The organism is Lacrimispora xylanolytica, assembly GCF_026723765.1.
GTDB classification, from domain to species: Bacteria; Bacillota; Clostridia; order Lachnospirales; family Lachnospiraceae; genus Lacrimispora; species Lacrimispora xylanolytica.
The window spans coordinates 3,336,113-3,359,465 of sequence record NZ_CP113524.1 but is presented as its reverse complement, the minus strand read 5'-3'; the positions used below and the strand labels follow the sequence as shown (position 1 = coordinate 3,359,465).

The following is a 23,353-nucleotide window of genomic DNA, read 5'->3' as shown; positions in this document are numbered from 1 at the left end:
GCGATACCATGGCATTGACATTTGGAACAGATTTAAGCGGAAAAGTAGCAGTTGTAACAGGAGCTGGCGGTGTATTATGCGGCATGTTTGCAAAAACACTTGCAGAGGCGGGAGCAAAGGTTGCAGTTCTTGATTTAAACGAGCAGGCAGCAAAGGAAATCGCTGATACCATTGAAAAAGAAGGCTTCACAGCAAAAGCATATAAGGCAAATGTATTGGAGAGAAGCAGCCTGGAAGAAGTTCACGCAAGCATTCTGGCAGAGCTTGGACCTTGTGATATTTTAATAAACGGTGCAGGCGGAAACAATGCAAGAGCCAACACAGATAAAGAATACTTTGAAATGGGAGATATAGAGGCAGATGTAAAATCCTTCTTCGACTTAGATCAGTCTGGCGTTGAATTTGTATTTAACTTAAACTTCTTAGGAACCCTGCTTCCCTGTCAGATTTTTGCAAAGGATATGATTGGAAGAGAAGGCTGCAGTATTTTAAATATCTCTTCTATGAATGCCTTTACCCCACTGACTAAGATTCCGGCTTACAGCGGAGCAAAAGCAGCCATCAGCAACTTCACCCAGTGGCTGGCGGTTCACTTTTCCAAGGTTGGAATCCGTGTGAATGCCATTGCACCAGGATTTTTCGTGACACAGCAGAATGAAAAGCTTTTATTTAATGAGGACGGAACTCCTACCAAGAGAACGGAAAAGATTCTTTCCGCAACTCCAATGGGACGGTTTGGAGATGCGAGCGAGTTAAACGGAGCACTCTTATTTTTCTTAAACAATGAGGCAGCAAGCTTTATTACAGGCGTAGTACTCCCAATTGATGGCGGTTTTTCTGCTTATTCCGGAGTATAACAGGCTGTCTCCTGTAGCAGGGAGCATTCTGTCTTTCAATAACATATAAATACACCTTATAAAAAGATATCTTTTTTTGTCATTCTTGATAAAAGAGATATCTTTTTATTATGTTCCTTGAAGTTGTGTCAACTGGGACTATAAATGAAATATATGTAATATATTGTCAATTTATGGATACGTTGACAAATTATTACAAAATAGGATATAATAGCTAAAGCCATGTATAATTTGTAATGGTACACATCACCAATGACAAGACAAGGAGCACAAAACTATGAAGACTTCGGGGGAAAAGAAATGGTTTCAGAGAAGTGAAAAAGAGGGGAAAGGAGTAAAGAAGAAAAAAGAAAGAAAAGTGGGAGCACTGTTTTCCGCTAAGCTTACCATGAAATCATTAAAGATGAAGATGCTTATGTTCATCATCTCTATTATTCTTGCACTGACTGTAACCAATATGGTCATCAGCATCTCGGTCAGCTACAAAGGGATCACAGACGTTGTAAAAAGCGATCTGGAATCAACCGGAAAGCTGGTAAACAGTCTGATTGTACAGAATCTTAGCCAGATGAAGACAAACATCGAAGCCAGTACCCAGGGCGGAAGCTTAAAGTCCATTAACTCACGAGTTGTAACCGAGTATCTTACAAACCAGTGTAAGCTTTATGGCTATAAGGATCTGGAAGTGATTACCCAGCAGGGAGTGGTTACCCGCAGCGCAAGCGGTGATCACGTGGGAGATAATTATTCCGACCGTGAATACATAAAGAAGGCTTTAAACGGAGAAACTGCAGTTTCAACGACAGAACTCGACAGCAATAACCAGCTGGTCATTCGTGTTGCAGCACCATATGACCTGGGAATTCTCGTTGCTACCTATGACGGCACCGTGTTAAGTAATCTGATTCAGGATCTCCGCATTGGTAAGAGCGGTAATGCATTCTTAATTGATAACACAGGTACCATGATTGCATGTATTTATCCTGAAGTGGTCAATGAACGCCAGAACTTCATTGAAATGTCTAAAACAGATAAATCCTATCAATCATCAGCACGTATGTATCAGACCATGCTTACCGGAAAAACAGGAATCGGAACCTATGATTACAAAGGTGTTTCCAGATTCTGTTACTACAGTCCTGTAACTGGCGCTGACGGCTGGGCACTTGGAGTTGTTGCTCCGGTGAATGAAACAACGACTTCCATTTATACCGTTGTTGCTGCAATGATTATTCTGGGAGTAGCATCCATCGCATTAGGCTGTATCATGGCATTTAGATTTGCCGCACCAATTGCCGGACCGATTTCAGCCATTGCAACGCGTATGAAGCTGTTATCTGAGGGTGATTTATTCAGTGAAGTTCCAGTCGTTAACAGAAAAGATGAGATTGGAATTCTTGCAGAAGAAGCGAATAACTATGTTCAAAGCGTAAGAAATACAAACCACACCATCATAAAGGTACTTGACAAGATTGCCTCTGGAGATTTCCGCCCTTCCGAAATAACGGACTTCAAGGGTGATTATGTTATGGTTCAGCAGGCAATCCAGAGAACGGAAGATATGCTTGCAAAGACCATGGAGACCGTAGAAATTTCTGCTGACGAAGTTGCAAAGAGCAGCGCCCAGGTATCCTCTGGAGCTCAGAACTTAAGTCAGGGAGCAGTAGAGCAGGCAGCAGCTGTTGAGGAACTTTCCTCTTCCGTCAATGAAATTTCAGTTAGTCTCATGAATACGGCTAATTCTGTTGTAGGCATGAATAAGCAGGCAGGCCATGTTGGTAAAGCTATGGAAGAAGGCAATGAAAAGATGCATGAGATGATGGATTCCATGGATCAGATCAGCCGGAAATCCAAAGAGATTGAAAAGGTCAATAAGCTGATTGAAGACATTGCATTCCAGACCAATATCCTGGCTCTTAACGCAGCCGTAGAAGCAGCCCGTGCAGGAGAAGCAGGAAAAGGCTTTGCAGTAGTAGCAGATGAGGTAAGAAACCTTGCAGGTAAGAGTGCCAATGCGGCTAAGGATACATCAAGCCTTGTTGCCGATACCATTCAGGCCGTTAACAAGGGAACCCAGCTGGCAAGTTCTACCGGAGATTCCTTAAATACAATTCTGGCAGAAACAAAGAGCATGGTTTCAGCCATTGAGCAGTCTGCAGAGGAATTAAAAGAGCAGAGCGAAAAGGTAAAAGAGGTAACCGCAGGAATCGAGCAGATTTCAGCCGTTGTTCAAAGCAATTCCGCCACAGCCGAAGAAAGTGCTGCAGCAAGCGAGGAGCTTTCCGGACAGGCAGAGAACTTAAGCGTGCTTATGAGCCGGTTTAAGATTCGATAAAATAAATAACAGCAATACCAAAGCAGATTTTATCTTTTGGTATTGCTGTTTTTTTATTTCATCTATTTTGTTTCGTCCTTTTTTACATTGGCATGTGGGATGTAGTGATAGATATCCTGGTATGCTTCCAGTTCTTCCTCTGTTCCTGGTGTGGCAGGAATAAGACCGGTACAGTCCATAGAGGAACAGGCCTGAATATCAATATCATAATTATTTTTAGCCAGTTTTGATTTTATGATGTCCTTCTCTTTTTCTTCGTTATTGGAACTCATATGATTTCTCCTTTCAATAGGTGGATTTCTTATTTGTTTAGTGTAAGGAAAAATACAGTAATTATTCATTGAGGATTTATATCCATAATTTGCGTTATATTTTTTTGCTTTCATCGTTATAAAAAGTGCGGGGCGATTAAGTCCGGAAAAGAATTTAGAATGATGGAGGAAATGTTATATGAAAATTGCCTTTTTCACAAATGAAAAACAGCTGACTGAATTACAGGAGGAAGAAATTACAGACAGCAGAAACCATTTGTTAAAGGTCGATTATTTTTCCATGGAAGAGAAGCTTCTTCCGACGTTGGATTGCGCCGCGTACGATGTGATAGTGATCTATCCAAAAGGGGGAACGGCTTCCTGCGGGAAAATAATCAGGCAGGTGGATATGAGAGAAAAGTATACTGCATTTTTTAACGGTCATACCTGGGTGTTTGACATCCAGGATATATTTTTTCTGGAATCCTATTACCGGAAAACAAGCGTGGTAATAGAAAATGAAAGAATACGGATACGGGCAAAGTTAGATGAAGAGGAAGGAAAGCTTCCAAGTGACCACTTCATCCGGATCAATCGCCATAATATAGTAAATATGCAATATGTGAAAAATGTAAAAGGAGAGGTCATTGAGATGCAGAATGGTGATGTTCTGTATGTAAATGACACAAGAAGAAAGAAGTTTGAAAAAAAATACCTTAAGTTTTTGGAAATCAATTTCATGCTATTGTAGAAAATTGTCGAAAAAGCGCAATAAAACAAGCAAAAAGCGCAAAGCCCATTGCGGGTGCATGAAACAAATGATATTGTTGTTCTATTCAGAAATACAACTGATTCCATTCATTCTTCGGCATTTTATTTCTATTAATCATATCTTGTAAATCTTTAACATATCAGGACAGACAGCAGATTTTGCCGAATTTGCTGTCTGTTTTTTATTATATAGGGGAGTCCTGCGAACTCCTCTATATAATAAAAAGCACGACCTGCAGGATGTACATGACGCTTAAGAGGAAGAGAAATTCCTGAATTTGTAAGAATTGTAATAAAATTGTTAGTAACAGTCCGAAAACTTTAGGGAAATATAAGGAATTATTCCTGATTTCAATGGAAGTCTATGATACAATCAAATCAGTAACAAAGAAAGATAACCAAAAAGGAGGCAGTGAACGTATGAAACTTGGAAAAATAACAAGAACAATATTGTTTTTATTTGTCACAGTTTGTCTGTTGACCGGATTCACTGTGGCACATAAAGGTTATGAGCTTTACCGAGAAGTATTAAGTGAGGACAGTCTGAAGGAACGTGTGGAAGCCATACAGGAAAAAGACGGATATACCTCTTTTAAAGATCTCCCGGATGTTTATATAAATGCGGTGGTATCTGTAGAAGATAAGCGTTTTTTCAAGCACAATGGAATTGATGCAATTGCCATTGGCCGTGCCATTTTAAATGATATTCAGGCAGGCCGTTTTGTGGAGGGAGGAAGCACCATCACTCAGCAGCTTGCAAAAAATCTTTATTTTAATCAGGATAAAGAGCTTACCAGAAAAGTCGCAGAAGTACTTATGGCCTTTGAATTAGAGAAACATTATACAAAAGATCAAATATTTGAATTATATGTAAATTGCATTTATTTCGGCGAAGGATATTACAGCGTTGGCGATGCCAGTATGGGATATTTTAATAAATCACCAGAAGAAATGACGGATTATGAAAGTACACTTTTAGCTGGAGTACCCAATGCCCCTTCCAAATACGCCCCAACAAAGAATTTAAAGCTGGCTCAGATGAGACAGAAGAAAGTGCTTGCCAGAATGGAGGCATGTGGATATTTTTCCTCAGATGAAGTGGAGACCGTTGCCCAGCAGATTGTATCAATCAACTGATTTTACTTGAACAATGATACAACAAAAGGTATAATAATAGAAAAGACAGAATGTTCTAAGTGGGGTTCTGCCACATAGTATGATTACAAAGGAAAAGGGGAAACAGTATGGAGGATAAGGATTTATACAATAAGCTGATGCTTTTGGTGTTTGTTCTGATCGTGGTTCTGCTGTGTGCCGGATCCTACAGCTATTTCAGTGGAAAAAAAACAGGCGCAGACATAAAAGGTCCAGTAAAGAACGCCAAAGTACTTGTGCTGGAAGAGACAACAAAACGATATTCTTCATAAAGATGGCGGATACGGACAGGCAATGATAAATAAAAGCAGGTACCAGAAAAGCATGATAATTTCTGGTACCTTTTTTATCGGGGAAAGGTTGGGATTTATGGACGTTAGAGAAATGCTTTTGCAGGTTAAGTCTGGAGAAATGGATATGGATACGGCAGAACAGCTGTTAAAGAATCTTCCCTATGAAGAACTTGGATATGCGAAGCTTGATCATCACAGGAAACTGCGTTCCGGTTTTGGGGAGACCATATTCTGCCAGGGAAAACCGGACTCTTATCTGGTAGAAATCTATAAACGCTTATACGGGCGGGACGGAGAGGTCTTTGGAACCAGGGCAACGAAAGAACAGTATGAACTGGTAAAAGCGGCCCTTCCTCAGATCACCTATGATCCTATTTCCAGAATCTTGAAAGCGGAAAAACCTGATAAGGATAAGAAAGGCTGTATCGCCGTCTGCACAGGCGGGACGGCTGACATTCCCGTGGCAGAGGAAGCGGCACAGACGGCAGAGTATTTCGGCTGTCATGTGGACCGGGTCTATGACGTAGGGGTTGCCGGCATCCACAGGCTCTTATCCCAGAGGGAACGGCTGATAAAAGCCAATTGTATTATTGCAGTTGCTGGTATGGAGGGAGCTTTAGGTACGGTAATCGCAGGCCTCTCAGAGTGTCCGGTGGTGGCAGTACCAACCTCTGTAGGCTACGGAGCCAGCTTCCACGGACTATCCGCCCTCTTAACCATGCTCAATTCCTGTGCAAACGGAATTTCCGTTGTCAACATTGACAACGGTTACGGAGCCGGATACATTGCGACACAAATCAATCGAATTGCGGAGAAATAATATGAAAAAAATACTTTACTTGGAATGTAATTCAGGTATTAGCGGAGATATGACCGTAGGAGCACTTTTAGACCTTGGCGCTGACCGTGAGGTACTTATAAAAGCTTTGGACAGCCTGAATGTAAACGGATATCATCTGCATTTTGGACGGGCAAAAAAGTGCGGGATTGATGCATTTGATTTTCAGGTTCATCTGGAGGATGAGCATGACAACATGAGCGGTCATAGTCATGATGCAGAACATAGTCATGATGCAGGACATAGCCATGATGTAGGACATAGCCACAGCCATCCCCACCGCAATCTCCAAGACATCTATGAGATCATCGACCGGCTGGAAGCCGGCGATCATGTAAAAAACATGGCAAAGCGCATGTTTGAAATCGTGGCAGAAGCGGAGTCAAAGGCTCATGCGCTTCCAATAAGCCAGGTTCATTTTCATGAGGTAGGAGCCATAGATTCCATTGTTGATATCATAAGTGCGGCTGTTTGTATCGATAATCTGGGCGTGACAGAGGTGGTGGTCTCTCCTCTTTCGGAAGGGTTTGGTAATGTACGCTGCCAGCATGGTGTCATCCCGGTTCCGGTTCCGGCCACAGTGAATATAGCATCCCAGTATGGACTTAAGCTTCGGTTTACAGACACCATGGGTGAGATGGTGACACCTACCGGCGCTGCCATTGCAGCCGCACTTAACACCAGAACGAATCTGCCAGAAACCTTTCGCATCCTTAAAACTGGAATGGGAGCGGGGAAAAAGGATTTTAAGCATGCCAATGTCCTTCGGGCAATGATTCTTGAAGTTCTTCGGGAAGAAGAGCCGGAAGAAACCATGTGGGTACTGGAAGCGAATATTGACGATTGCAGCGGTGAGATGTTAGGATATGCCATGGAAACTTTACTGGAAGCAGGAGCGGCAGATGTCTGGAATACACCCATCTATATGAAGAAGAACCGACCTGCCTATATGATTTCAGTTCTTTGCAAACAAAAGGACTTAATGACAATGGAAGAGCTTATGTTTCTTCAGACAACGACCATCGGAGTCAGGAGATACCAGGTAGAGAGAACGATTCTTGGTCGGGAAAAGAAGCTCATAAAGACAGAGTGGGGAGAGGCAGAGGTTAAGGTTTGCTTCTGGAAGGAAAGGACCTTTTGTTATCCCGAGTATGAAAGCGTGAGAAGTATATGCAAACAGACTGGTATGGATTTCCAGACCGTATACGACACAATCCGTCATACTACTGAAATTCTTTAAATGGGAGCATAAATTTAATAAAGATTTACGGCCGCGGCGGTTCCAGATAACCATTAATCCAATGGAGCCGCTGCTGTATTTTGCCTTTTTGGCTAAAAAAGTGGTTAAAAAATGTTAAAAAATAAAATTTTGTCGATTTTAACTATAATTTCGGAGCATTCGGTCGATAACTATATAAATGATTTTATTTTTGGGGTGTAAGTATGAAAAAATCAGTATGGATAAAAGCTGGGATAGGAATTATAATTCTTGTCGGCGTAGTTTTTGCCGGGATTTTCTTCTTTATCTCCAGTTGTGCCAGCAGCTTAAAGGTTAATGTCATGAATTTTGACCAGGATTTGAATTTAAAGAAGCCGTCTGAGGTTAAGACGAAACCCATTATTTTATTTCTTGGAAACAGCATGACCTATGTCAATGACCTTCCCACGGTTTTTGAAAGGCTGAGCTTAAGCGGTGGATTTGTTCCTGAAATTTATGAGCTGACGGAAGGAAGCTATCGCCTGGAGTATTTTGCAGATGAGACGGATGAGTTAGGTGCCGAGGCACTGAATGCCATTGAAAATTATACCTGGGATTATGTAGTGATGCAGGAACAGAGCGGAATTTCTGCCTTTGGGCAGGAGGTTATGTTTCCGGCGGCAAGGGCTCTTGATAATAAGATCCGAGCTGGCGGCGGACAGTCTGTATTTCTAATGACCTGGGCCTATAAGGATGGAGTATCCCGTAATCTGCTTGGCAGTGAAGTTGGGAATACCAGAGAAGAGATGCAGACCTTGATGGCAGAGAATTATTTAAATATTTCAAAAGAGCGGAACGCGCTCCTGGCACCAGCTGGAATCGCATTTATGAGGTGTGCAAAAACCAATCCAGAAATTGAACTATGGGATGCAGACGGAACCCATCCGTCCATTGCCGGGACTTATCTGGCAGCATGCACCTTATATAAGGTTCTGTATGAACAATCTCCGGAGGGACTTAGCTATCCGGAAGAGCTTGATGGCTCTACCGCATTAAAGTTGCAGAAGATAGCGGCAGGAATGAATTAAGAACTAAATATTTGGAGGTTAAATTGTGAAGAACAAATGGAACGTTACGATTGATGGGAATCAACATGAGATTATATATACACCTGGCTTTATAAAAGGAAAGCGAACCGTAGATGGTGTTGGAACCATCGTGCAGAATACTAACTGGTTCATGCGGCTCTTTGATGAAGCGTTTGAGGTGGATGGTAAGACCCTTCATCTTACGGCCATTGGCAACAAAGTTGATCTTGCAGTGGATGGGATATACATGAATTCCCAAAAGCCCTATGTCCCGTTTAAGACCGTTCCCTCCTGGATTAATATCTTATCAGGAGCTTTGCTTCTGTCTGGAATGGCAACAGGGGGATTGATTGGATTGTTAATCGGTGTTATTTTCGGTATTCTGCTGATTACACAGTCTGTATCACCGAAACGAGATAATCCAAAGCCAATATGTATTGGACTGGCAGCCGTTGCATTGATTCTCCAGATCCTGTTCCTGTTCCTGACTTTTAATCTCTCTCGATAAGATTCATTTTTAAACCGCTAATATGAGGGAAAATAAAATCCTGAAAGGACAGCATAGAACGTATGTGGATCTTTCAGGATTTTTATATCTGAATTCCTGAAAATTCAACATCTGAGGACAATTTGACGTAAATAAAAACATAAATTGAGCAAAATATATAAAAAAATCTAAAAAAAACAGAGTAATATATAGTAAAATACATATTTTGAGTTAAAAGAACAAATTAATGGAATAATATTGACGAACCATAGTTTTGAATATAACATTATTGTAGATGTAATGTACAATAGCATCCATGACCTTATTTGGACTTGGACCTTAGAGAGGAAAAATATGCGTTTGAATTATCAAATGGGGATTGTTCTTGAGGCCTCAAAAAATAGTGATACGCCCATTGGTGTGCACGAGGTAATGCAATATTTGAATATATCAAAAAGCGCAGCATATCTTCTTATACAAAATTGCCAGATCTGGTTGATTGAGAATCATTTGGGGGAGGATTCCTTACATCAGCGGAGAGAACTCTACATAAGGAAAGGAGATTCAAAAGAAAAATTAAAAAAACTACTGTCAACATCCAATTATGAGGAATTTGACTACTCTCCAAGAGAACGAAGAATCTATATCATCGTACTGCTTATCCGAGAAAAATTTGTTTCCACTCATGAAATTATGGAGCGGTTCCGCATCAGCAGAAATACCTGTATTTTGGATCTTGCCGGAGTCAATCGTCTGCTGGATAAATTCAACCTTGGATACACAGCTGGTAATCATGGCTATTCCCTGACTGGAGAAGAGTATGATATTTACCGGCTCTGCTTATGGGTGGTCTCAAAGATTTTTTCTGAATTGTTTCCTAAAAATTATGAGATGGCTATGTCCTTATTTGAATTTCCAGCAAAGGATATCGAAAACATTGGCCAAATGCTCATTCACGCATCGAAACAATTTAACCTTTCTCTCAATCGTGAAGCTCTTTACATTTTTTGTGCTTCCTGCACCCTGGTCACAAGAAGAATACGTCTTGGTCATATGATCTCTCAGGATATGATACCTAATTATCACCGAATGTGTGCTTATAATTGCCGGATACGCAGCATTCTTTATCAGTCAAATGTGGTGGACACTGTTTTACAGCTCGAGGCCTCCTCATTTGGAAAGCCATTTTTGGATGCGGTCAGAAATGGGATGGCAGAATGTCTGGCCAGGATGCTTGTTTGTGTCTTGGGAGAGACGGGGGAAGATATTACCTCGATACACATGAAGGAAGAAAAATTAATCATTTATGCAGACAGGATCATGCAAAAATTTGAAACTCTCATTGGGATGTTTTTTGAGAATAAGAACGAATTATTAAAAAGCGTGGCCCTTAGCTTAAAATGCATTTTTTTAAGGAAAAAGTATGGATTTCGGATCTGTAATGCCTTAGGTCTGGAAGTAAAAAAACATTACATTCATATCGTTGGAATGACACAATTAGCAATGGAAGAAATTGATGAACTCAAAGATTCAATGACAGAAAGTGACTGTATTCTCCTCAGTGTTAATTTTCTGGGAGGATTATACAAGGTAAGACATGTCACAGTTCGAACTCCCCGCATTTTGGTGGTATATGCGGGAAATTCCGATTCCAGCATTCTGCTTCAGGGACAGTTACAAAATCTTTTGCCAGGGGCAAGAGTCCTGACAGCATCCCTGTTTCAGGATTTGACCAGGTTTACGGAATATATGGATATGATTGTATCCACCATACCAATTGAATTGCATGGGATTCCAGTAGTAGTGGTAAACACGTTTTTGACCGAATGTGACAAAGAACGAATTAAAAGACTGACAGAGCATAAATTTTCCGAGGATGAGCAGCTGTCACGATTTCTCACAGATTTTACAGATATTTCAAATGAAGTAGTCTGTTTTGAGGACAGTATCCATCTGAGGGGTAAAATAGAGGAATATATTAAGTCAAATAGGGTCAGAATTAAATATGGAATAGAAAAAAGCCAGATATTAAAGGAATTGCTGACGGAACGCAGAATCACAGTCAGAGATTCAGTGAAGGACTGGAGAGAAGCGATTTATCTGGCAGCAAAACCTTTGGAGGAAGACGGAAGTATTGAACCTGCTTATACAAAAGCTATGATATTATCAGTAGAAAGCGGGGGTCCCTTTATAATACTGTCTCCTGGAATTGCGCTTCCCCACGCCAGACCGGAAGCTGGTGTCCGATGGATGTCCATGTCGTTGCTGAAGGTAAAAGAAAAGGTTTATTTTACGGAAGAAAAATATGCCAATCTGTTTTTTGTACTGGCGAGTACAGATGGGAATAGTCATCTGAATGCACTGAAAGAGCTGTCATCCTTATTTTCTGATGGGGCAGCTTATGATAAATTTATGAAGGCAGATACGGTAGAAGAGCTGCACCAGCTGATCATATAGCGGGCCAGTCAGGAAATTAGAGTTAATGGGCTATATCTTGATATTGGCCTCAAGTAATATAAATACTTATTATGAAGGGTAAAGATGATGCTTAAGGAACTATGTAAAATAAGTCTGGAAGAACAGATCAAAGAAATTGATACAAAGATCACTGATTTACAGGAGAGAAAAAAACAGTTGATGGTAGCGAAGGAGCGGGAAGAGCTCCGAAGATTTGTAGAGACAGCAGAGAAAAACGGGTTATCACCGGCAGAGCTTGCAAGGCAGCTTTTAGCAAGGCAGGCTTAAGTAAGGACTTAAGTTAAAATACGTCTTGATTGGATGAACATCCATATCAAGGCGTATTTTGTGTTTTCTAAATCCTGTATATAATTTGCCATAAACTCATGTTGAGGAAGCTCCATAATGAGCTTTCCTATAATAAGTCTTCAGTATTTCAAGGTATGCTTTTGCATATTTGGGCAGATACCGGTTCTTTTGATAGGCGGCTATCAAAGTATTATCCATTCGCTCTCTTCCAATGGAGAGGCAGACAGATTCCTGAGGTTCCCGTTTTTTCAGATAGTGGTAATAGCTTTCCGGTGCAAATGCTGCGCCAAGGCCTTCCATGGCAAGACAGATGGACATTTCACTGTTTCTGGTGTGCAAAAGGATCTCTGGCTCCATATCATAATCTTTAAATAATTTTAAGGCCAGACCTCCGGTATTCTGGTCAGGATAGAGAAGGATAAAGGGTTCCCTTGATAGATGACTTAAATCAATCCAGGGATACCCGAAGCCTTCTTTTTTTTCAGCCAGGGAAACCAGCGGATTCCCGGCAGAAAGAACCAGCACCAATTCTTCCTTTCCAATGATTTCGTAATCAAGATCTGTGGGAAATTCATGGACATTATAAAAGGTCAAATCCACGGTATGGTCTGTCAGTGTGTGTTCCGCTACAAAGTTTACTTCTTCCATCATGTTGACGGTGACATGAGGATACTGCTTGTGGAACTGTAAAAGAGTGGGTCCGATCAGGCTGTTTCCCAGCATGATTGGGATGGCAATGTTTAGCCGGCCGTGGTTCTGGTGCATAATATCATCAAATTCAATATCCCATTCCATTCCGTAATCCATGATCTTTTCCGCATAGTGAATATAGCGCTCTCCAAGGTAGGTAGGATGATAGCTGCTTCCAATCCGGTCAAAAAGACGGGTTCCAAGCTGCTGCTCCAGGTTTTTTAAATACTTACTCAGGGAAGGCTGGGAGATGAAAAGTGTTTCAGCCGCTTTACTGATATTTTTTTCTCTTGCAATGGCCAGAATATATCTTGCTTCTTTTAGTTCCATAGTGAGTGTCCCCTTTTGATCCAAACAGTTTGCATACTATAGCTTTACTGCATAGAAAATATAGATTATATGTATTTGACGTAGAGTATATCATAAATTATAATAAATGTATAGAGATAAATTAATAAAACTTATAAATAATTATAAGAAAAACCAATGAATTACGTTTTTCAACGCATGGAGAGGTAAAGATGAAGAAGAGTAGTGCATTTATCATGGTGGTGCCGGGACTAGTGATCCTGGCAATTTGTCTGTTTCTACCGCTTTTAAGAGTTCTGGTGCCCACATTTTATACCGGAGATTATTTATTTAGCGCCTACGCAGACTTTTTTAAGGATGGGTATTACTTAAAAATCTTTATACGAACTGTAAAGGTCGCTGTGATCACCACTGCCATATGCATGGCAGCAGGGGTTCCGACTGCTTATTTTATCAGCCGGTGTGATAAAAAATGGAGAGGAATTCTTCTTTCTGTTTCTATTTTCCCCATGATGACCAATTCCGTAATCCGCAGCTTTGCCTGGATTAATATATTAGGAAGCAATGGAATTGTAAACAAGTTCCTGATGACAGCCGGACTTGTGGAAAAGCCTGTAAAGCTTTTATATACGGATTTTGCCATCATCATCGGTTCTGTATACTTATTTCTCCCCCTCATGATCGTAACCGTTGCCGGTGTGATGGAAAACATCGGAGACGATATGATGGAGGCAGCTCTTAGTCTTGGAGCCGACCGGTTGAAAGCGTTTATGAAGGTCATTTTCCCTATGAGCCTTCCAGGCATCATTGTAGGCGGAATTTTAGTATTTACAGGAACCTTGACCGCTTATACCACTCCACAGCTTTTAGGAGGAAATAAAAATATGGTCCTTGCCACTTTCATCTATCAGAGAGCGATGAGTGTGGGAGACTGGAATGGAGCTGCCGTGATTTCCTTAATCATGATCGTGGTGACCCTGGCCGTGATAAAGGGCTTTAATGCTCTGGCGAAAAGACTGGACCAAAGAGGAGGAGACCATGCGTAAAAATAGACTTCTGACTGCATTTGCACTGCTGGTATTTGTATTCATGATCGCACCGCTTATCATTATTACGGTTACCGCATTTGGTGAAGGCAGCGCCATTACGTTCCCTATTAAATCCTTTTCTGTCAAATGGTTTGTTAATGTGTTCGCCTTAAAATCCTTTCGGATTTCCTTTCTCACCAGTCTTCAAATAGCCCTGCTTGCCACCTTAATCGCTCTTTTGGTGGGCATTCCTGCGGCTTATGCACTGGCAAGGTCTGGAATGAAGGGAAAAGGATTTTTAAAATCTGTGTTTTTATCCCCAACCATTGTTCCAGGAATCGTAATCGGTTTTGTTCTTTACCAGTTCCTTGTACTGACCTTACGGATTCCAGTCTTTGTAGGACTTTTAGCCGGACACTTTATGGTGACACTTCCATACGTAATCCGAGTGGTTGGTTCCAGTCTGGATCAATTTGATTTTTCTGTGGAAGAGGCGGCCTGGAGCTTGGGCTGCACAAAAACCGGTGCTTTTTTTAGGGTAGTTCTGCCAAATATAACGTCTGGAATTTCGGCTGCTTTTATGCTGGCCTTTATCAACTCATTTAACAACATTCCGGTTTCCATGTTTCTTTCAGGTCCAGGAGTTTCTACCTTTCCGGCGACCCTTATGAACTACATTGAATACAATTATGACCCTACCGTGTCAGCTGTTTCCGTTATTTTAATGGCAGTCACCGTACTTCTCATGGTAATCGTTGATAAAACACTTGGCGTTGCAGCATTGGCAAAATAGGAGGAAAACCATGGCATTTATGACATTACAGGACATTGATGTCCGTTATGATAAGAAGAAACAGATTTTAAAGGGCCTTGATCTGGAAGTAAAAGAGGGAGAGCTGGTTTCTCTTTTAGGTCCCAGTGGCTGCGGCAAGACCACCACACTTCGCGTGGTTGCCGGATTTATAGAACCGGAAAACGGTGTATTTACTCTGGACGGAGACGATTTAACAAAGGTTCCCGTTCATAAGAGAAACTTTGGTATCGTGTTCCAGAGCTACGCCCTGTTCCCTCATTTAAGTGTCTATGACAATGTAGCCTTTGGTCTTAAGATGAGAAAGCTTTCAAAGTCCGAAATCGACAAAAAAGTAATAAATATTCTTGAGGTATGCGGCCTTACGGATTTAAAAGACCGATTTCCTCAGCAGATGTCCGGCGGACAAAGACAAAGGGTAGCACTTGCAAGAGCCCTTGTCATTGAACCAAAGCTGCTTTTACTGGATGAGCCATTAAGCAATCTGGACGCGAAGCTGCGTATCAATATGCGTGTGGAAATCAAGAGAATCCAGAAACAGCTAGGCATTACCACATTGTTCGTAACTCACGACCAGGAAGAATGCTTTTCCATCTCTGATAAAGTGGCGGTTATGAACCAGGGAGTGATCGAGCAGTTTGATACACCTGAAACCATCTATCACAGACCAAAAACAGAATTTGTAGCCAGATTCATTGGATTTGAAAATTTCCTTCCTTTAAATAAGCAGGGAGATGTATATAAATCAGAGGCTGGCGCAGTATTTACCGTAGAAGGTGGGAATGGAGATGCTTCCGTTCTTGGAACCATACGTCCGGAGGATATCCGGGTCGCTAAGGAAGGCCAGACTGAAAATATTCTGACAGGCACCATTGGGGTCAGAACGTTCCTTGGAAAAAGCTATCAGTACGAGGTGGAAACAGAGGCAGGCAAGTTCCTGGTAAGCCGCCCGGCAGATGAAGCCTATGAAGAGGGAAGCACCGTCCGTCTTTATCTTCCAGAGACAAAGCTGATTTTAGTAAACAGGTAACAGCGGCATCATGCCGAAGAATGATAAAAGAGAGAGGAACAAAATTATGAAAAAAGTATTAGCATTATCCTTATGTGCTGCCATGGCATTGACCGGCTGCGCAGGCGCTGCTCCAAAGGGAGAAAACAAGAGCACAGAAGAAAAGAAACTGGTTTTATCTACTTATGGGTTAAGCGAAGATATTTCTGCAGAAGAAGTATATAAGCCTTTTGAGGATCAGTTTAACTGCAAGATCGTGACTGAGACAGGAAGCACCAATGAGCGTTATACAAAGCTTTCTGCTAATGCGGAGAGCACCATTGATGTCATCGAGCTGTCTCAGGCTATGACAGCAAAGGGGATCGAAGAAGGTCTTTTTGAGCCTCTTGATTTATCTAAGATTGAAAACAGCAAAAATCTGATCGGTACAGCAAAAACCATGGCAGAGGCTGGCCAGGGTGTTGCTTACACCATCAACAGCATCGGAATCATGTACGATCCCGAAGCCGTTGGATTCGAGATTAAGAGCTTTGATGATTTATGGAAAGCAGAATTAGAAGGAAGCATTGCCATACCTGATATTACAACTACCTTTGGACCTGCTATGGTCTATATGGCAAGTGATTATAAAAATGTAGACATTAAAAGCGACAACGGAAAAGCTGCATTTGAGGCATTAGAGGAATTAAAACCAAATCTGGTTAAGACTTATGCAAAATCCTCTGACTTAATCAATATGTTTACTTCAGGAGAAATCAAAGCTGCGATTGTAGGCGATTTCGGAGTACCTACCATTCAGAAGGCAAATCCAAATCTGGTATTCGTAACACCAGAAGTGACCTATGCAAACTTTAACACCATAAGCATTACCAAAAACTGCAAGGATAAAGAACTTGCTTATGCATACATTAATTACCGTTTAAGCAAGGAATTACAGGAGAAGACAACAAAGGCATTAAACGAAGCTCCTACCAATAACCAGGTAACCGTTGCAGAAGAAAATGCGAAAAACATGACTTACGGTGAAGTTGCAGAAAATGCAAAAGTTCTTGACTATTCCTTCGTAAATCCGGTTTTAAGTGACTGGATTGACCAGTGGAACCGTATCATTAATAATTAAGGACAGTGAAAAAATATGAAGGTTGACTTATTAATCCGTAATGGATGGGTCTACCGGACATACAGGCAATGTTTTGAACAGGCGGACATTGCAGTAGTGGGGGAAAGGTTTTACGACATTTCCCCTGCTTCCTGTTATGAGGCAGACTCCGAAGTGGATGCAAGCGGTAAATATATCATTCCAGGGCTTATTGATATCCACATGCATATCGAAAGCTCTATGACCTATCCCGGTGAATTTTCAGCGGCAGTGCTGCCTTTTGGAGTCACTGCAGTAGTAGCGGACCCCCATGAAATCGCCAATGTATTCGGTTTGGAAGGCATCAAAAGCTTTCTTTCTCAGGAAACAAAACTGGATATCTTTTACGGCATTCCCTCCTGTGTACCCTCCACAAGCCCGGAGCTTGAAACCTCCGGTGGAACCATCGGAGAGGCTGAGGTCATGGAACTGATTAAAGATGACCGTGTCTTGTGTCTTGGTGAGGTAATGAATGAAACGGATCTCCTTTCTGAGGAAGATACTCTGATTAAACGAATCGTGGCTCTTTGTAAAAAAGAGGGCAGAGGACTTCGTATCGAGGGCCATTGCCCGGCTCTCACAAAAGAGGAGCTGGCAGCGTTTATTGGAAGTGGCGTGGATGCAGATCATACCCAGCAGACACCGGAATCCGTTCTTGAAAAAACAGACATGGGCATGTTTCTGGAATTACAGAAAAAATCCCTGACAAAAGAAGTGGTAGAAACGGTGGTTGCACATAATCTTTATGAAAATGTAGCTCTTGTAACTGACGATACCATGCCGGATCATCTGGCAAAGGGTCATTTAAACCTGATTTTAAAGCTTGCGGTGGAATGCGGTATGCCGGCAGAGAAGGCGATCTACTGCGGGACCTTTACTCCGGCAAGAAGAATGGGACTTCATGACCGGGGAATGATTGCTCCTGGAAAGCTGGCAGACTTTGCTGTCTATGACAACCTGGTTGACTTTAATCCGGAACGTGTCTATAAGAACGGAAAAGAGCATAGGAAAGAAACTACGGTTAAAAAGCCACAATTCCCGGATCATTTTTATCAGTCCGTGAAATGCCGTCTGGCCCTTGCTTCTGATTTTAAGTTAAATCATTGTGAGATTTCAGAAGGCACAGCAATCGTCAATGTAATGCAGATTCAAAGCTTTGGCACCAGGATATGCCATGTAAAACGGGAGATTCCGGTTAAGGGCGGTTCTCTTCGCTGGCGGGAAGCAGGTCTTTGTCTGGCTGCAGTTTATGAGCGGTATGGAAAGACTGGTGATGTGGCCTACGGGCTGGTGGAAAGCGGATTTAAACGACCGGGTGCGGTTGCCACCACTTGGAGCCATGACAGCCATAATCTGCTGGTTTTAGGCAATTCGGTCAAGGATATGGTGCTTGCACAGAACCAGGTGGTTCATATGCAGGGGGGATATGTAACTGCAAGAGATGGAAAGGTAACGTCGTCAGCCTCTCTTCCTGTAGGTGGTATTTTATGGGACGGCGGTCTTTCGGCTCTTTCGGAAGCCTTATCCGCGGTCAGATGTGAAATCGAAGCTATGGGATATGAAAACAGCAATGTGATAATGTCCATTTCCACCCTGACTCTTTTGGTATCGCCGGAATTAAAGCTGAGTGATAAGGGGTTGTTTGATGTAAGGACGAAAAGGAAGGTCCCTTTGGTGGAACGCTATAATCCGGCCTAAGGGAAAAGGTTGATAAGTGTGAGAACTGTAATTAAAAATGTAATAGTGGTAACCATGAATGAGGCAAGAGAGATTTTTAGTCCCGGTTACCTATTGTTTGAACATGATACGATAATAGCAGCTGGACCAATGAAAGAGCTGACAGAGGAAATCCTGGCAGGTGCCAGTCAAATAGATGGAAAGCAAGGAATACTCATGCCTGGAATGGTCAATCTCCATACTCATATGGGGATGATTCCATTCAGGGGACTTGGGGATGACTGTAAGGACCGCCTTCGGGTATTTTTAATTCCCATGGAAAATAAGGCCATGGACGAGGAAATGGTCTATTTATCCACCCGATACGCCGCAGGTGAGATGCTTCTTTCTGGTGTGACTTCTGTTTTAGATATGTACTACTATGAAGAAGAGGCAGCAAGGGCCATGGATGAGATGGGAATCAGAGGCATTGCCGGTCAGACGGTGATGGATGAGGGGGCGTGTGATTTTTCCGACCCTTATGAGGCGATTTCCTATGGAGAGCGGCTGATTAAAAAATATCACTCCCACCCCAGAATCTCAGCCTGTATTGCGCCTCACGGTACCAGTACCTGCTCCAGTGAGGTTTTAAAGGCTGCTTATTCCATTGATTCCTCTTATGAGGTTCCATTTACCCTTCATACGGCGGAGATGGACTATGAGATGGATTTTTTTGAAAAAGAATACTCCATGACACCGGCAGAGTATTTAGACAGCATTGGAGTTCTTGGAAAGGATACTCTGGCCGCTCATTGCATTCATATGACAGGGAAAGACTTAGACCTTTTTAAAGAAAGGGGAGCCAGGGTAGCTCACTGCATCGGCTCTAATACAAAGGCCGCAAAGGGTGTGGCTCCTGTAACCGAAATGTTAAAAAGAAACATTCCGGTTGGACTTGGAACGGACGGTCCTGCCAGCGGAAACACCCTGGATATCTTAACCCAGATGAAGCTTTGTGCTGATTTTCATAAAAATGAAACAAAGGACAGAAGTGCATTTCCAGCAGAGATCATTGTCTCCCTGGCTACCATTGAGGGAGCAAGAGCCATGGGACTCCATTTGGTGACCGGTTCTTTGGAGCCTGGAAAACAGGCGGATCTGGTATTAATAGAAACCCAGTCAGCCAATATGTTCCCTGTCTATGACCCATATTCCGCCCTTGTCTACAGTGCAAACCCCTCCAATGTGGAAGCCGTATTCGTAGCAGGAGAATGTCTTGTTAAGGATAAAAAGCTGGTAAAAACCGATTTGGACGGCTTAAGAAACCAACTGTTTCAGAAAATGAAAGGCACAGACTTTCAAAAACACATGGGTAAAACGGAATAAGGGAGATAAGGATTGCATTTTCCCCACCCAGAGAGTATGATGAAATGGTACATAAAAGCCGATCAGGCTCCGGTGTTATTTAACAGGAGGGTTGTGCCATGATTTTTAAAAAGAAATGGTTTTTGGTTTACTCTGGCGTAAAATTGGAAACCATGTATAAAGCAGAGAATTGTCTGAGGGAGCATGGGATTCTTTATAAAACCAATGCATTCAGCCGTAATCTCACTTCATTCATGAGGAATTTTCCAAATGAGAGAAGTCTGTTATTTAGAGCCGGGAGAGAAGAAACCATCTATATGCTGTACACTTCCAAAGAAGAGGAAGAAAAGGCCCGGTTCCTTTTATCAAAGATTTAATTTTCACAGGGGCAGAAATGTTGACAAGCCTATATCCCTGTGGTAAACTGTATAGGTAAAAATTTGCGCCGATACCCGGTATTTTGGCCACTCCAGCCGTTGCTTGGTATACGGTAAGAATCATTCAATAAAGGAGGAAATCAACATGATTTCAAAGGAAAAGAAAACAGCAATTATCGCAGAATTTGGCAGAAAGCCTGGCGACACAGGTTCACCTGAAGTACAGATTGCAATTCTCACAGAGAGAATTACAGAATTAACAGATCACCTTCAGAAGAACCCAAAAGATCATCACTCCAGAAGAGGTCTTCTGATGATGGTTGGACAGAGAAGAGGTCTTCTTGATTACTTAAAGAAGACAGACTTAGAGGGCTATCGTGCTTTAATCGAAAGATTAGGAATCAGAAAATAATAGACCATTTAGGGTGGAGAACTTCTCCACCCTATCTGTCTATATATGAAAAGATAGTTAAAGGCAGAAGTTTCCCCCGAGACCGCTGATGTGCGCGTAATATTTGAATAATTGACCCGTTAGAATGGCTTACGTGTAGATCAGTAGTTTCGGCATCTTCTGCAATTAATATAAATTTATAAATTTTTAAAGGAGATCCAATATGTACAAGAGTTTTAGTATGGAACTGGCCGGCAGAACATTAACCGTTGAAGTCGGCAGAGTAGCGAAGCAGGCAAATGGAGCGGCATTCATGCATTACGGAGATACCGTAGTATTGGCTACCGCAACTGCTTCCGACAAGCCAAGGGATGGAATTGATTTCTTCCCTCTGAGCGTAGAATATGAAGAAAAACTGTATGCCGTAGGTAAGATTCCAGGCGGCTTTAACAAAAGAGAGGGAAAAGCCTCTGAGAATTCGGTTCTGACATCACGTGTTATCGACCGTCCCATGAGACCTTTATTCCCAAAAGATTACCGTAACGACGTTACGTTAGATAACATCGTAATGTCCGTTGATCAGGATTGCAGCCCAGAGCTTACCGCTATGTTAGGTTCTGCCATTGCTACTTCTATTTCTGATATTCCTTTTGACGGTCCTTGCGCGACCACTCAGGTAGGTCTTGTTGACGGCGAGTTCGTCATCAATCCGACTCAGGCTCAGAAGCAGGCGTCTGACATGGCTCTTACCGTAGCCTCTGTAAGAGACAAAGTCATTATGATTGAAGCAGGAGCCAATGAAGTTGCGGAAGATTTAATGATCGAAGCTATCTTTAAAGCTCACGAAGTAAACAAGGAAATCATTAAGTTTATTGATACCATTGTAGCAGAGTGCGGAAAACCAAAACACACCTATACAAGCTGTGCAGTTCCAGATGAATTATTTGCTGCCATTCGTGAAGTAGTTCCTCCTGCAGAGATGGAAGTTGCTGTTTTCACCGATGAAAAGCAGGTAAGAGAAGAGAACATCAAGAACATTACCGCAAAGCTTCAGGAAGCATTTGCAGATAATGAAGAGTGGCTTTCTGTACTGGGAGAGGCAATTTATCAGTACCAGAAAAAGACCGTTCGTAAGATGATCTTAAAGGATCACAAGCGTCCTGACGGCCGTGCTATGGATCAAATCCGCCATCTGGCAGCTGAAGTAGATATGCTTCCAAGAGTTCACGGTTCTGCTATGTTCACCCGTGGTCAAACTCAGATTTTAAATATTTGTACTCTTGCTCCATTATCTGAAAGCCAGAGATTAGACGGCATCGATAATATGGAGACCTCTAAGAGATATATGCACCACTACAATTTCCCTTCCTTCTCTGTAGGTGAGACAAGACCTTCCAGAGGTCCGGGACGTCGTGAAATCGGTCATGGTGCATTAGCTGAAAAAGCATTGGTTCCTGTACTTCCTTCAGAAGTAGAGTTCCCATATGCAATCCGTACCGTTTCTGAGACCATGGAATCCAACGGTTCCACCTCTCAGGCCAGCATCTGTTCTTCCTCTATGGCATTAATGGCAGCAGGTGTTCCGATCAAGTCAGCCGTTGCAGGTATTTCCTGTGGTCTGGTTACTGGAGATTCTGATGACGATTACATCGTTCTTACAGATATCCAGGGACTGGAAGACTTCTTTGGCGATATGGACTTTAAGGTAGGCGGTACTCATAAGGGAATCACAGCCATTCAGATGGATATCAAGATTCACGGTTTAACAAGACCAATCATCGAAGAGGCAATCCGCACCACAAGAGAAGCAAGACTTTATATTCTTGACGAAGTAATGGCAAAGGCCATCAGCGAGCCAAGAAAAGAAGTTGGTAAGTATGCTCCTAAGATTGACCAGATCTCCATTGATCCTCAGAAGATCGGTGATGTTGTTGGTAAGCAGGGTAAGGTTATCAATAAGATCATTGAAGAGACTGGCGTTAAAATCGACATCTCTGATGACGGCAGCGTTTCTGTATGTGGAACCGATCAGGATATGATTGACCGTGCCATTCAGATCATTAAGAGCATCGTAACTGAAATCGAGGCTGGTCAGATCATGACAGGTAAGGTAGTGAGAATCATGAACTTTGGTGCTTTCGTAGAGCTTGCACCGAATAAAGATGGTATGATTCACATTTCCAAGCTGTCTGAGAAGAGAGTTGCCAAGGTAGAAGATGTGGTTAATATCGGCGATGTAGTTACCGTTAAGGTAGTTGAGGTTGATAAGATGGGAAGAATCAACTTAAGCATGAAGCCAAGCGATATGACTGCAAAGGCAGAAGAAGCCAAAGAAGAGAAAGAAGTAAAAGAAAACGAATAAAACGGCTTAGCCGTATGACAGGCAGCAGACAGACCTTACAGGCTTTGTCTGCTGCTTTTTTTGTGTGACAGTAAAAAAGAAACCCCCTGCTATGCAGGGGGAGGGCTGATCTTTAGATATAAGTTACTCCTGTGCTAAAATAAATGTAGGTCTGCAAACCACAAATAAAAGCACAGGA

22 protein-coding genes are annotated in these 23,353 nt (G+C 42.1%); 20 read left to right on the top strand and 2 right to left on the bottom strand.

Features of this window, described 5'->3' with window-relative positions; all coding sequences use genetic code 11:
* Positions 1–8: 8 nt before the first annotated feature.
* Positions 9–857 carry an SDR family oxidoreductase gene (locus OW255_RS15675; RefSeq protein ID WP_024838589.1) on the top strand — a complete coding sequence of 283 codons (849 nt, stop codon included), beginning with the start codon at positions 9–11 and terminating at the stop codon, positions 855–857.
* Between the two features lie 277 nt (positions 858–1,134).
* Positions 1,135–3,192 carry a methyl-accepting chemotaxis protein gene (locus tag OW255_RS15670; RefSeq protein WP_024838588.1) on the top strand — a complete coding sequence of 686 codons (2,058 nt, stop codon included), beginning with the start codon at positions 1,135–1,137 and terminating at the stop codon, positions 3,190–3,192.
* A 62-nt stretch (positions 3,193–3,254) separates the two neighbouring features.
* Here OW255_RS15670 and OW255_RS15665 read toward each other — a convergent pair whose 3' ends face one another.
* Positions 3,255–3,464: a hypothetical protein gene (locus tag OW255_RS15665; RefSeq protein ID WP_024838587.1), complete on the bottom strand. Its 210-nt coding sequence runs from the start codon at positions 3,462–3,464 to the stop codon at positions 3,255–3,257.
* Between the two features lie 178 nt (positions 3,465–3,642).
* Here OW255_RS15665 and OW255_RS15660 point away from each other — a divergent pair, with 178 nt between their 5' ends.
* The 9 genes from OW255_RS15660 to OW255_RS15620 all read left to right on the top strand — a co-directional run bounded on the left by OW255_RS15660 (position 3,643) and on the right by OW255_RS15620 (position 12,018).
* On the top strand, positions 3,643–4,194 hold the full coding sequence (locus tag OW255_RS15660) for a LytTR family DNA-binding domain-containing protein (protein WP_024838586.1): 552 nt from the start codon (positions 3,643–3,645) through the stop codon (positions 4,192–4,194).
* A gap of 440 nt (positions 4,195–4,634) precedes the next feature.
* The gene (locus OW255_RS15655; RefSeq protein WP_024838585.1) at positions 4,635–5,351 is read left to right on the top strand and encodes a transglycosylase domain-containing protein; all 717 of its coding nucleotides are present in this window, start codon (positions 4,635–4,637) and stop codon (positions 5,349–5,351) included.
* Between the two features lie 107 nt (positions 5,352–5,458).
* Positions 5,459–5,641 (top strand): hypothetical protein, encoded by a 183-nt coding sequence (locus tag OW255_RS15650; RefSeq protein WP_024838584.1) that lies wholly within the window; start codon positions 5,459–5,461, stop codon positions 5,639–5,641.
* Positions 5,642–5,738: 97 nt separating this feature from the next.
* A complete protein-coding gene (gene larB, locus OW255_RS15645) occupies positions 5,739–6,482 on the top strand; it encodes a nickel pincer cofactor biosynthesis protein LarB (RefSeq protein ID WP_024838583.1) in 744 nt (247 codons plus the stop codon).
* Position 6,483: 1 nt separating this feature from the next.
* Positions 6,484–7,740 (top strand): nickel pincer cofactor biosynthesis protein LarC, encoded by a 1,257-nt coding sequence (gene larC / locus OW255_RS15640; RefSeq protein ID WP_268114600.1) that lies wholly within the window; start codon positions 6,484–6,486, stop codon positions 7,738–7,740.
* A gap of 203 nt (positions 7,741–7,943) precedes the next feature.
* Positions 7,944–8,786 (top strand): DUF4886 domain-containing protein, encoded by an 843-nt coding sequence (locus OW255_RS15635; RefSeq protein WP_024838581.1) that lies wholly within the window; start codon positions 7,944–7,946, stop codon positions 8,784–8,786.
* A 25-nt stretch (positions 8,787–8,811) separates the two neighbouring features.
* Positions 8,812–9,294, top strand: a complete 483-nt coding sequence (locus OW255_RS15630; RefSeq protein ID WP_024838580.1) for a hypothetical protein — start codon at positions 8,812–8,814, stop codon at positions 9,292–9,294.
* A 339-nt stretch (positions 9,295–9,633) separates the two neighbouring features.
* Positions 9,634–11,730: a BglG family transcription antiterminator gene (locus OW255_RS15625; protein WP_268114599.1), complete on the top strand. Its 2,097-nt coding sequence runs from the start codon at positions 9,634–9,636 to the stop codon at positions 11,728–11,730.
* An 84-nt stretch (positions 11,731–11,814) separates the two neighbouring features.
* Complete coding sequence (locus tag OW255_RS15620) at positions 11,815–12,018, top strand: hypothetical protein (protein WP_026892923.1); 204 nt, start codon at positions 11,815–11,817, stop codon at positions 12,016–12,018.
* A 96-nt stretch (positions 12,019–12,114) separates the two neighbouring features.
* On the opposite strand, the gene OW255_RS15615 is transcribed toward OW255_RS15620, so the two are convergent.
* Complete coding sequence (locus OW255_RS15615; RefSeq protein WP_024838577.1) at positions 12,115–13,059, bottom strand: LysR family transcriptional regulator; 945 nt, start codon at positions 13,057–13,059, stop codon at positions 12,115–12,117.
* A gap of 191 nt (positions 13,060–13,250) precedes the next feature.
* Between OW255_RS15615 and OW255_RS15610 the strand changes: the two genes are divergently transcribed.
* The 9 genes from OW255_RS15610 to OW255_RS15570 all read left to right on the top strand — a co-directional run bounded on the left by OW255_RS15610 (position 13,251) and on the right by OW255_RS15570 (position 23,175).
* Positions 13,251–14,084 (top strand): ABC transporter permease, encoded by an 834-nt coding sequence (locus OW255_RS15610; protein WP_024838576.1) that lies wholly within the window; start codon positions 13,251–13,253, stop codon positions 14,082–14,084.
* Complete coding sequence (locus tag OW255_RS15605) at positions 14,077–14,859, top strand: ABC transporter permease (RefSeq protein WP_024838575.1); 783 nt, start codon at positions 14,077–14,079, stop codon at positions 14,857–14,859. The genes OW255_RS15610 and OW255_RS15605 overlap by 8 nt, the downstream gene beginning before the upstream one ends.
* 10 nt (positions 14,860–14,869) lie before the next feature.
* Positions 14,870–15,907, top strand: a complete 1,038-nt coding sequence (locus tag OW255_RS15600; protein ID WP_268114598.1) for an ABC transporter ATP-binding protein — start codon at positions 14,870–14,872, stop codon at positions 15,905–15,907.
* A gap of 46 nt (positions 15,908–15,953) precedes the next feature.
* A complete protein-coding gene (locus OW255_RS15595) occupies positions 15,954–17,006 on the top strand; it encodes an ABC transporter substrate-binding protein (protein WP_024838573.1) in 1,053 nt (350 codons plus the stop codon).
* 15 nt (positions 17,007–17,021) lie between these two features.
* Positions 17,022–18,722, top strand: a complete 1,701-nt coding sequence (locus OW255_RS15590; protein WP_268114597.1) for an adenine deaminase C-terminal domain-containing protein — start codon at positions 17,022–17,024, stop codon at positions 18,720–18,722.
* A gap of 18 nt (positions 18,723–18,740) precedes the next feature.
* Positions 18,741–20,066: an amidohydrolase gene (locus OW255_RS15585; protein WP_268114596.1), complete on the top strand. Its 1,326-nt coding sequence runs from the start codon at positions 18,741–18,743 to the stop codon at positions 20,064–20,066.
* Positions 20,067–20,164: 98 nt separating this feature from the next.
* The gene (locus OW255_RS15580; RefSeq protein WP_268114595.1) at positions 20,165–20,422 is read left to right on the top strand and encodes a hypothetical protein; all 258 of its coding nucleotides are present in this window, start codon (positions 20,165–20,167) and stop codon (positions 20,420–20,422) included.
* 145 nt (positions 20,423–20,567) lie between these two features.
* A complete protein-coding gene (gene rpsO, locus OW255_RS15575; RefSeq protein WP_024838569.1) occupies positions 20,568–20,834 on the top strand; it encodes a 30S ribosomal protein S15 in 267 nt (88 codons plus the stop codon).
* Positions 20,835–21,036: 202 nt separating this feature from the next.
* On the top strand, positions 21,037–23,175 hold the full coding sequence (locus OW255_RS15570; RefSeq protein ID WP_024838568.1) for a polyribonucleotide nucleotidyltransferase: 2,139 nt from the start codon (positions 21,037–21,039) through the stop codon (positions 23,173–23,175).
* Positions 23,176–23,353 lie beyond the last annotated feature (178 nt).

Excerpts from the sequence above, each read along its gene's own strand:
- OW255_RS15675 (WP_024838589.1), top strand. The coding sequence starts at position 9 with ATGGCATTGACATTTGGAACAGATTTAAGCGGAAAAGTAGCAGTTGTA.
- OW255_RS15670 (WP_024838588.1), top strand. The coding sequence starts at position 1,135 with ATGAAGACTTCGGGGGAAAAGAAATGGTTTCAGAGAAGTGAAAAAGAG.
- OW255_RS15665 (WP_024838587.1), bottom strand. The coding sequence starts at position 3,464 with ATGAGTTCCAATAACGAAGAAAAAGAGAAGGACATCATAAAATCAAAA.
- OW255_RS15660 (WP_024838586.1), top strand. The coding sequence starts at position 3,643 with ATGAAAATTGCCTTTTTCACAAATGAAAAACAGCTGACTGAATTACAG.
- OW255_RS15655 (WP_024838585.1), top strand. The coding sequence starts at position 4,635 with ATGAAACTTGGAAAAATAACAAGAACAATATTGTTTTTATTTGTCACA.
- OW255_RS15650 (WP_024838584.1), top strand. The coding sequence starts at position 5,459 with ATGGAGGATAAGGATTTATACAATAAGCTGATGCTTTTGGTGTTTGTT.
- larB (WP_024838583.1), top strand. The coding sequence starts at position 5,739 with ATGGACGTTAGAGAAATGCTTTTGCAGGTTAAGTCTGGAGAAATGGAT.
- larC (WP_268114600.1), top strand. The coding sequence starts at position 6,484 with ATGAAAAAAATACTTTACTTGGAATGTAATTCAGGTATTAGCGGAGAT.
- OW255_RS15635 (WP_024838581.1), top strand. The coding sequence starts at position 7,944 with ATGAAAAAATCAGTATGGATAAAAGCTGGGATAGGAATTATAATTCTT.
- OW255_RS15620 (WP_026892923.1), top strand. The coding sequence starts at position 11,815 with ATGATGCTTAAGGAACTATGTAAAATAAGTCTGGAAGAACAGATCAAA.
- OW255_RS15615 (WP_024838577.1), bottom strand. The coding sequence starts at position 13,059 with ATGGAACTAAAAGAAGCAAGATATATTCTGGCCATTGCAAGAGAAAAA.
- OW255_RS15610 (WP_024838576.1), top strand. The coding sequence starts at position 13,251 with ATGAAGAAGAGTAGTGCATTTATCATGGTGGTGCCGGGACTAGTGATC.
- OW255_RS15605 (WP_024838575.1), top strand. The coding sequence starts at position 14,077 with ATGCGTAAAAATAGACTTCTGACTGCATTTGCACTGCTGGTATTTGTA.
- OW255_RS15600 (WP_268114598.1), top strand. The coding sequence starts at position 14,870 with ATGGCATTTATGACATTACAGGACATTGATGTCCGTTATGATAAGAAG.
- OW255_RS15595 (WP_024838573.1), top strand. The coding sequence starts at position 15,954 with ATGAAAAAAGTATTAGCATTATCCTTATGTGCTGCCATGGCATTGACC.
- OW255_RS15590 (WP_268114597.1), top strand. The coding sequence starts at position 17,022 with ATGAAGGTTGACTTATTAATCCGTAATGGATGGGTCTACCGGACATAC.
- OW255_RS15580 (WP_268114595.1), top strand. The coding sequence starts at position 20,165 with ATGATTTTTAAAAAGAAATGGTTTTTGGTTTACTCTGGCGTAAAATTG.
- rpsO (WP_024838569.1), top strand. The coding sequence starts at position 20,568 with ATGATTTCAAAGGAAAAGAAAACAGCAATTATCGCAGAATTTGGCAGA.
- OW255_RS15570 (WP_024838568.1), top strand. The coding sequence starts at position 21,037 with ATGTACAAGAGTTTTAGTATGGAACTGGCCGGCAGAACATTAACCGTT.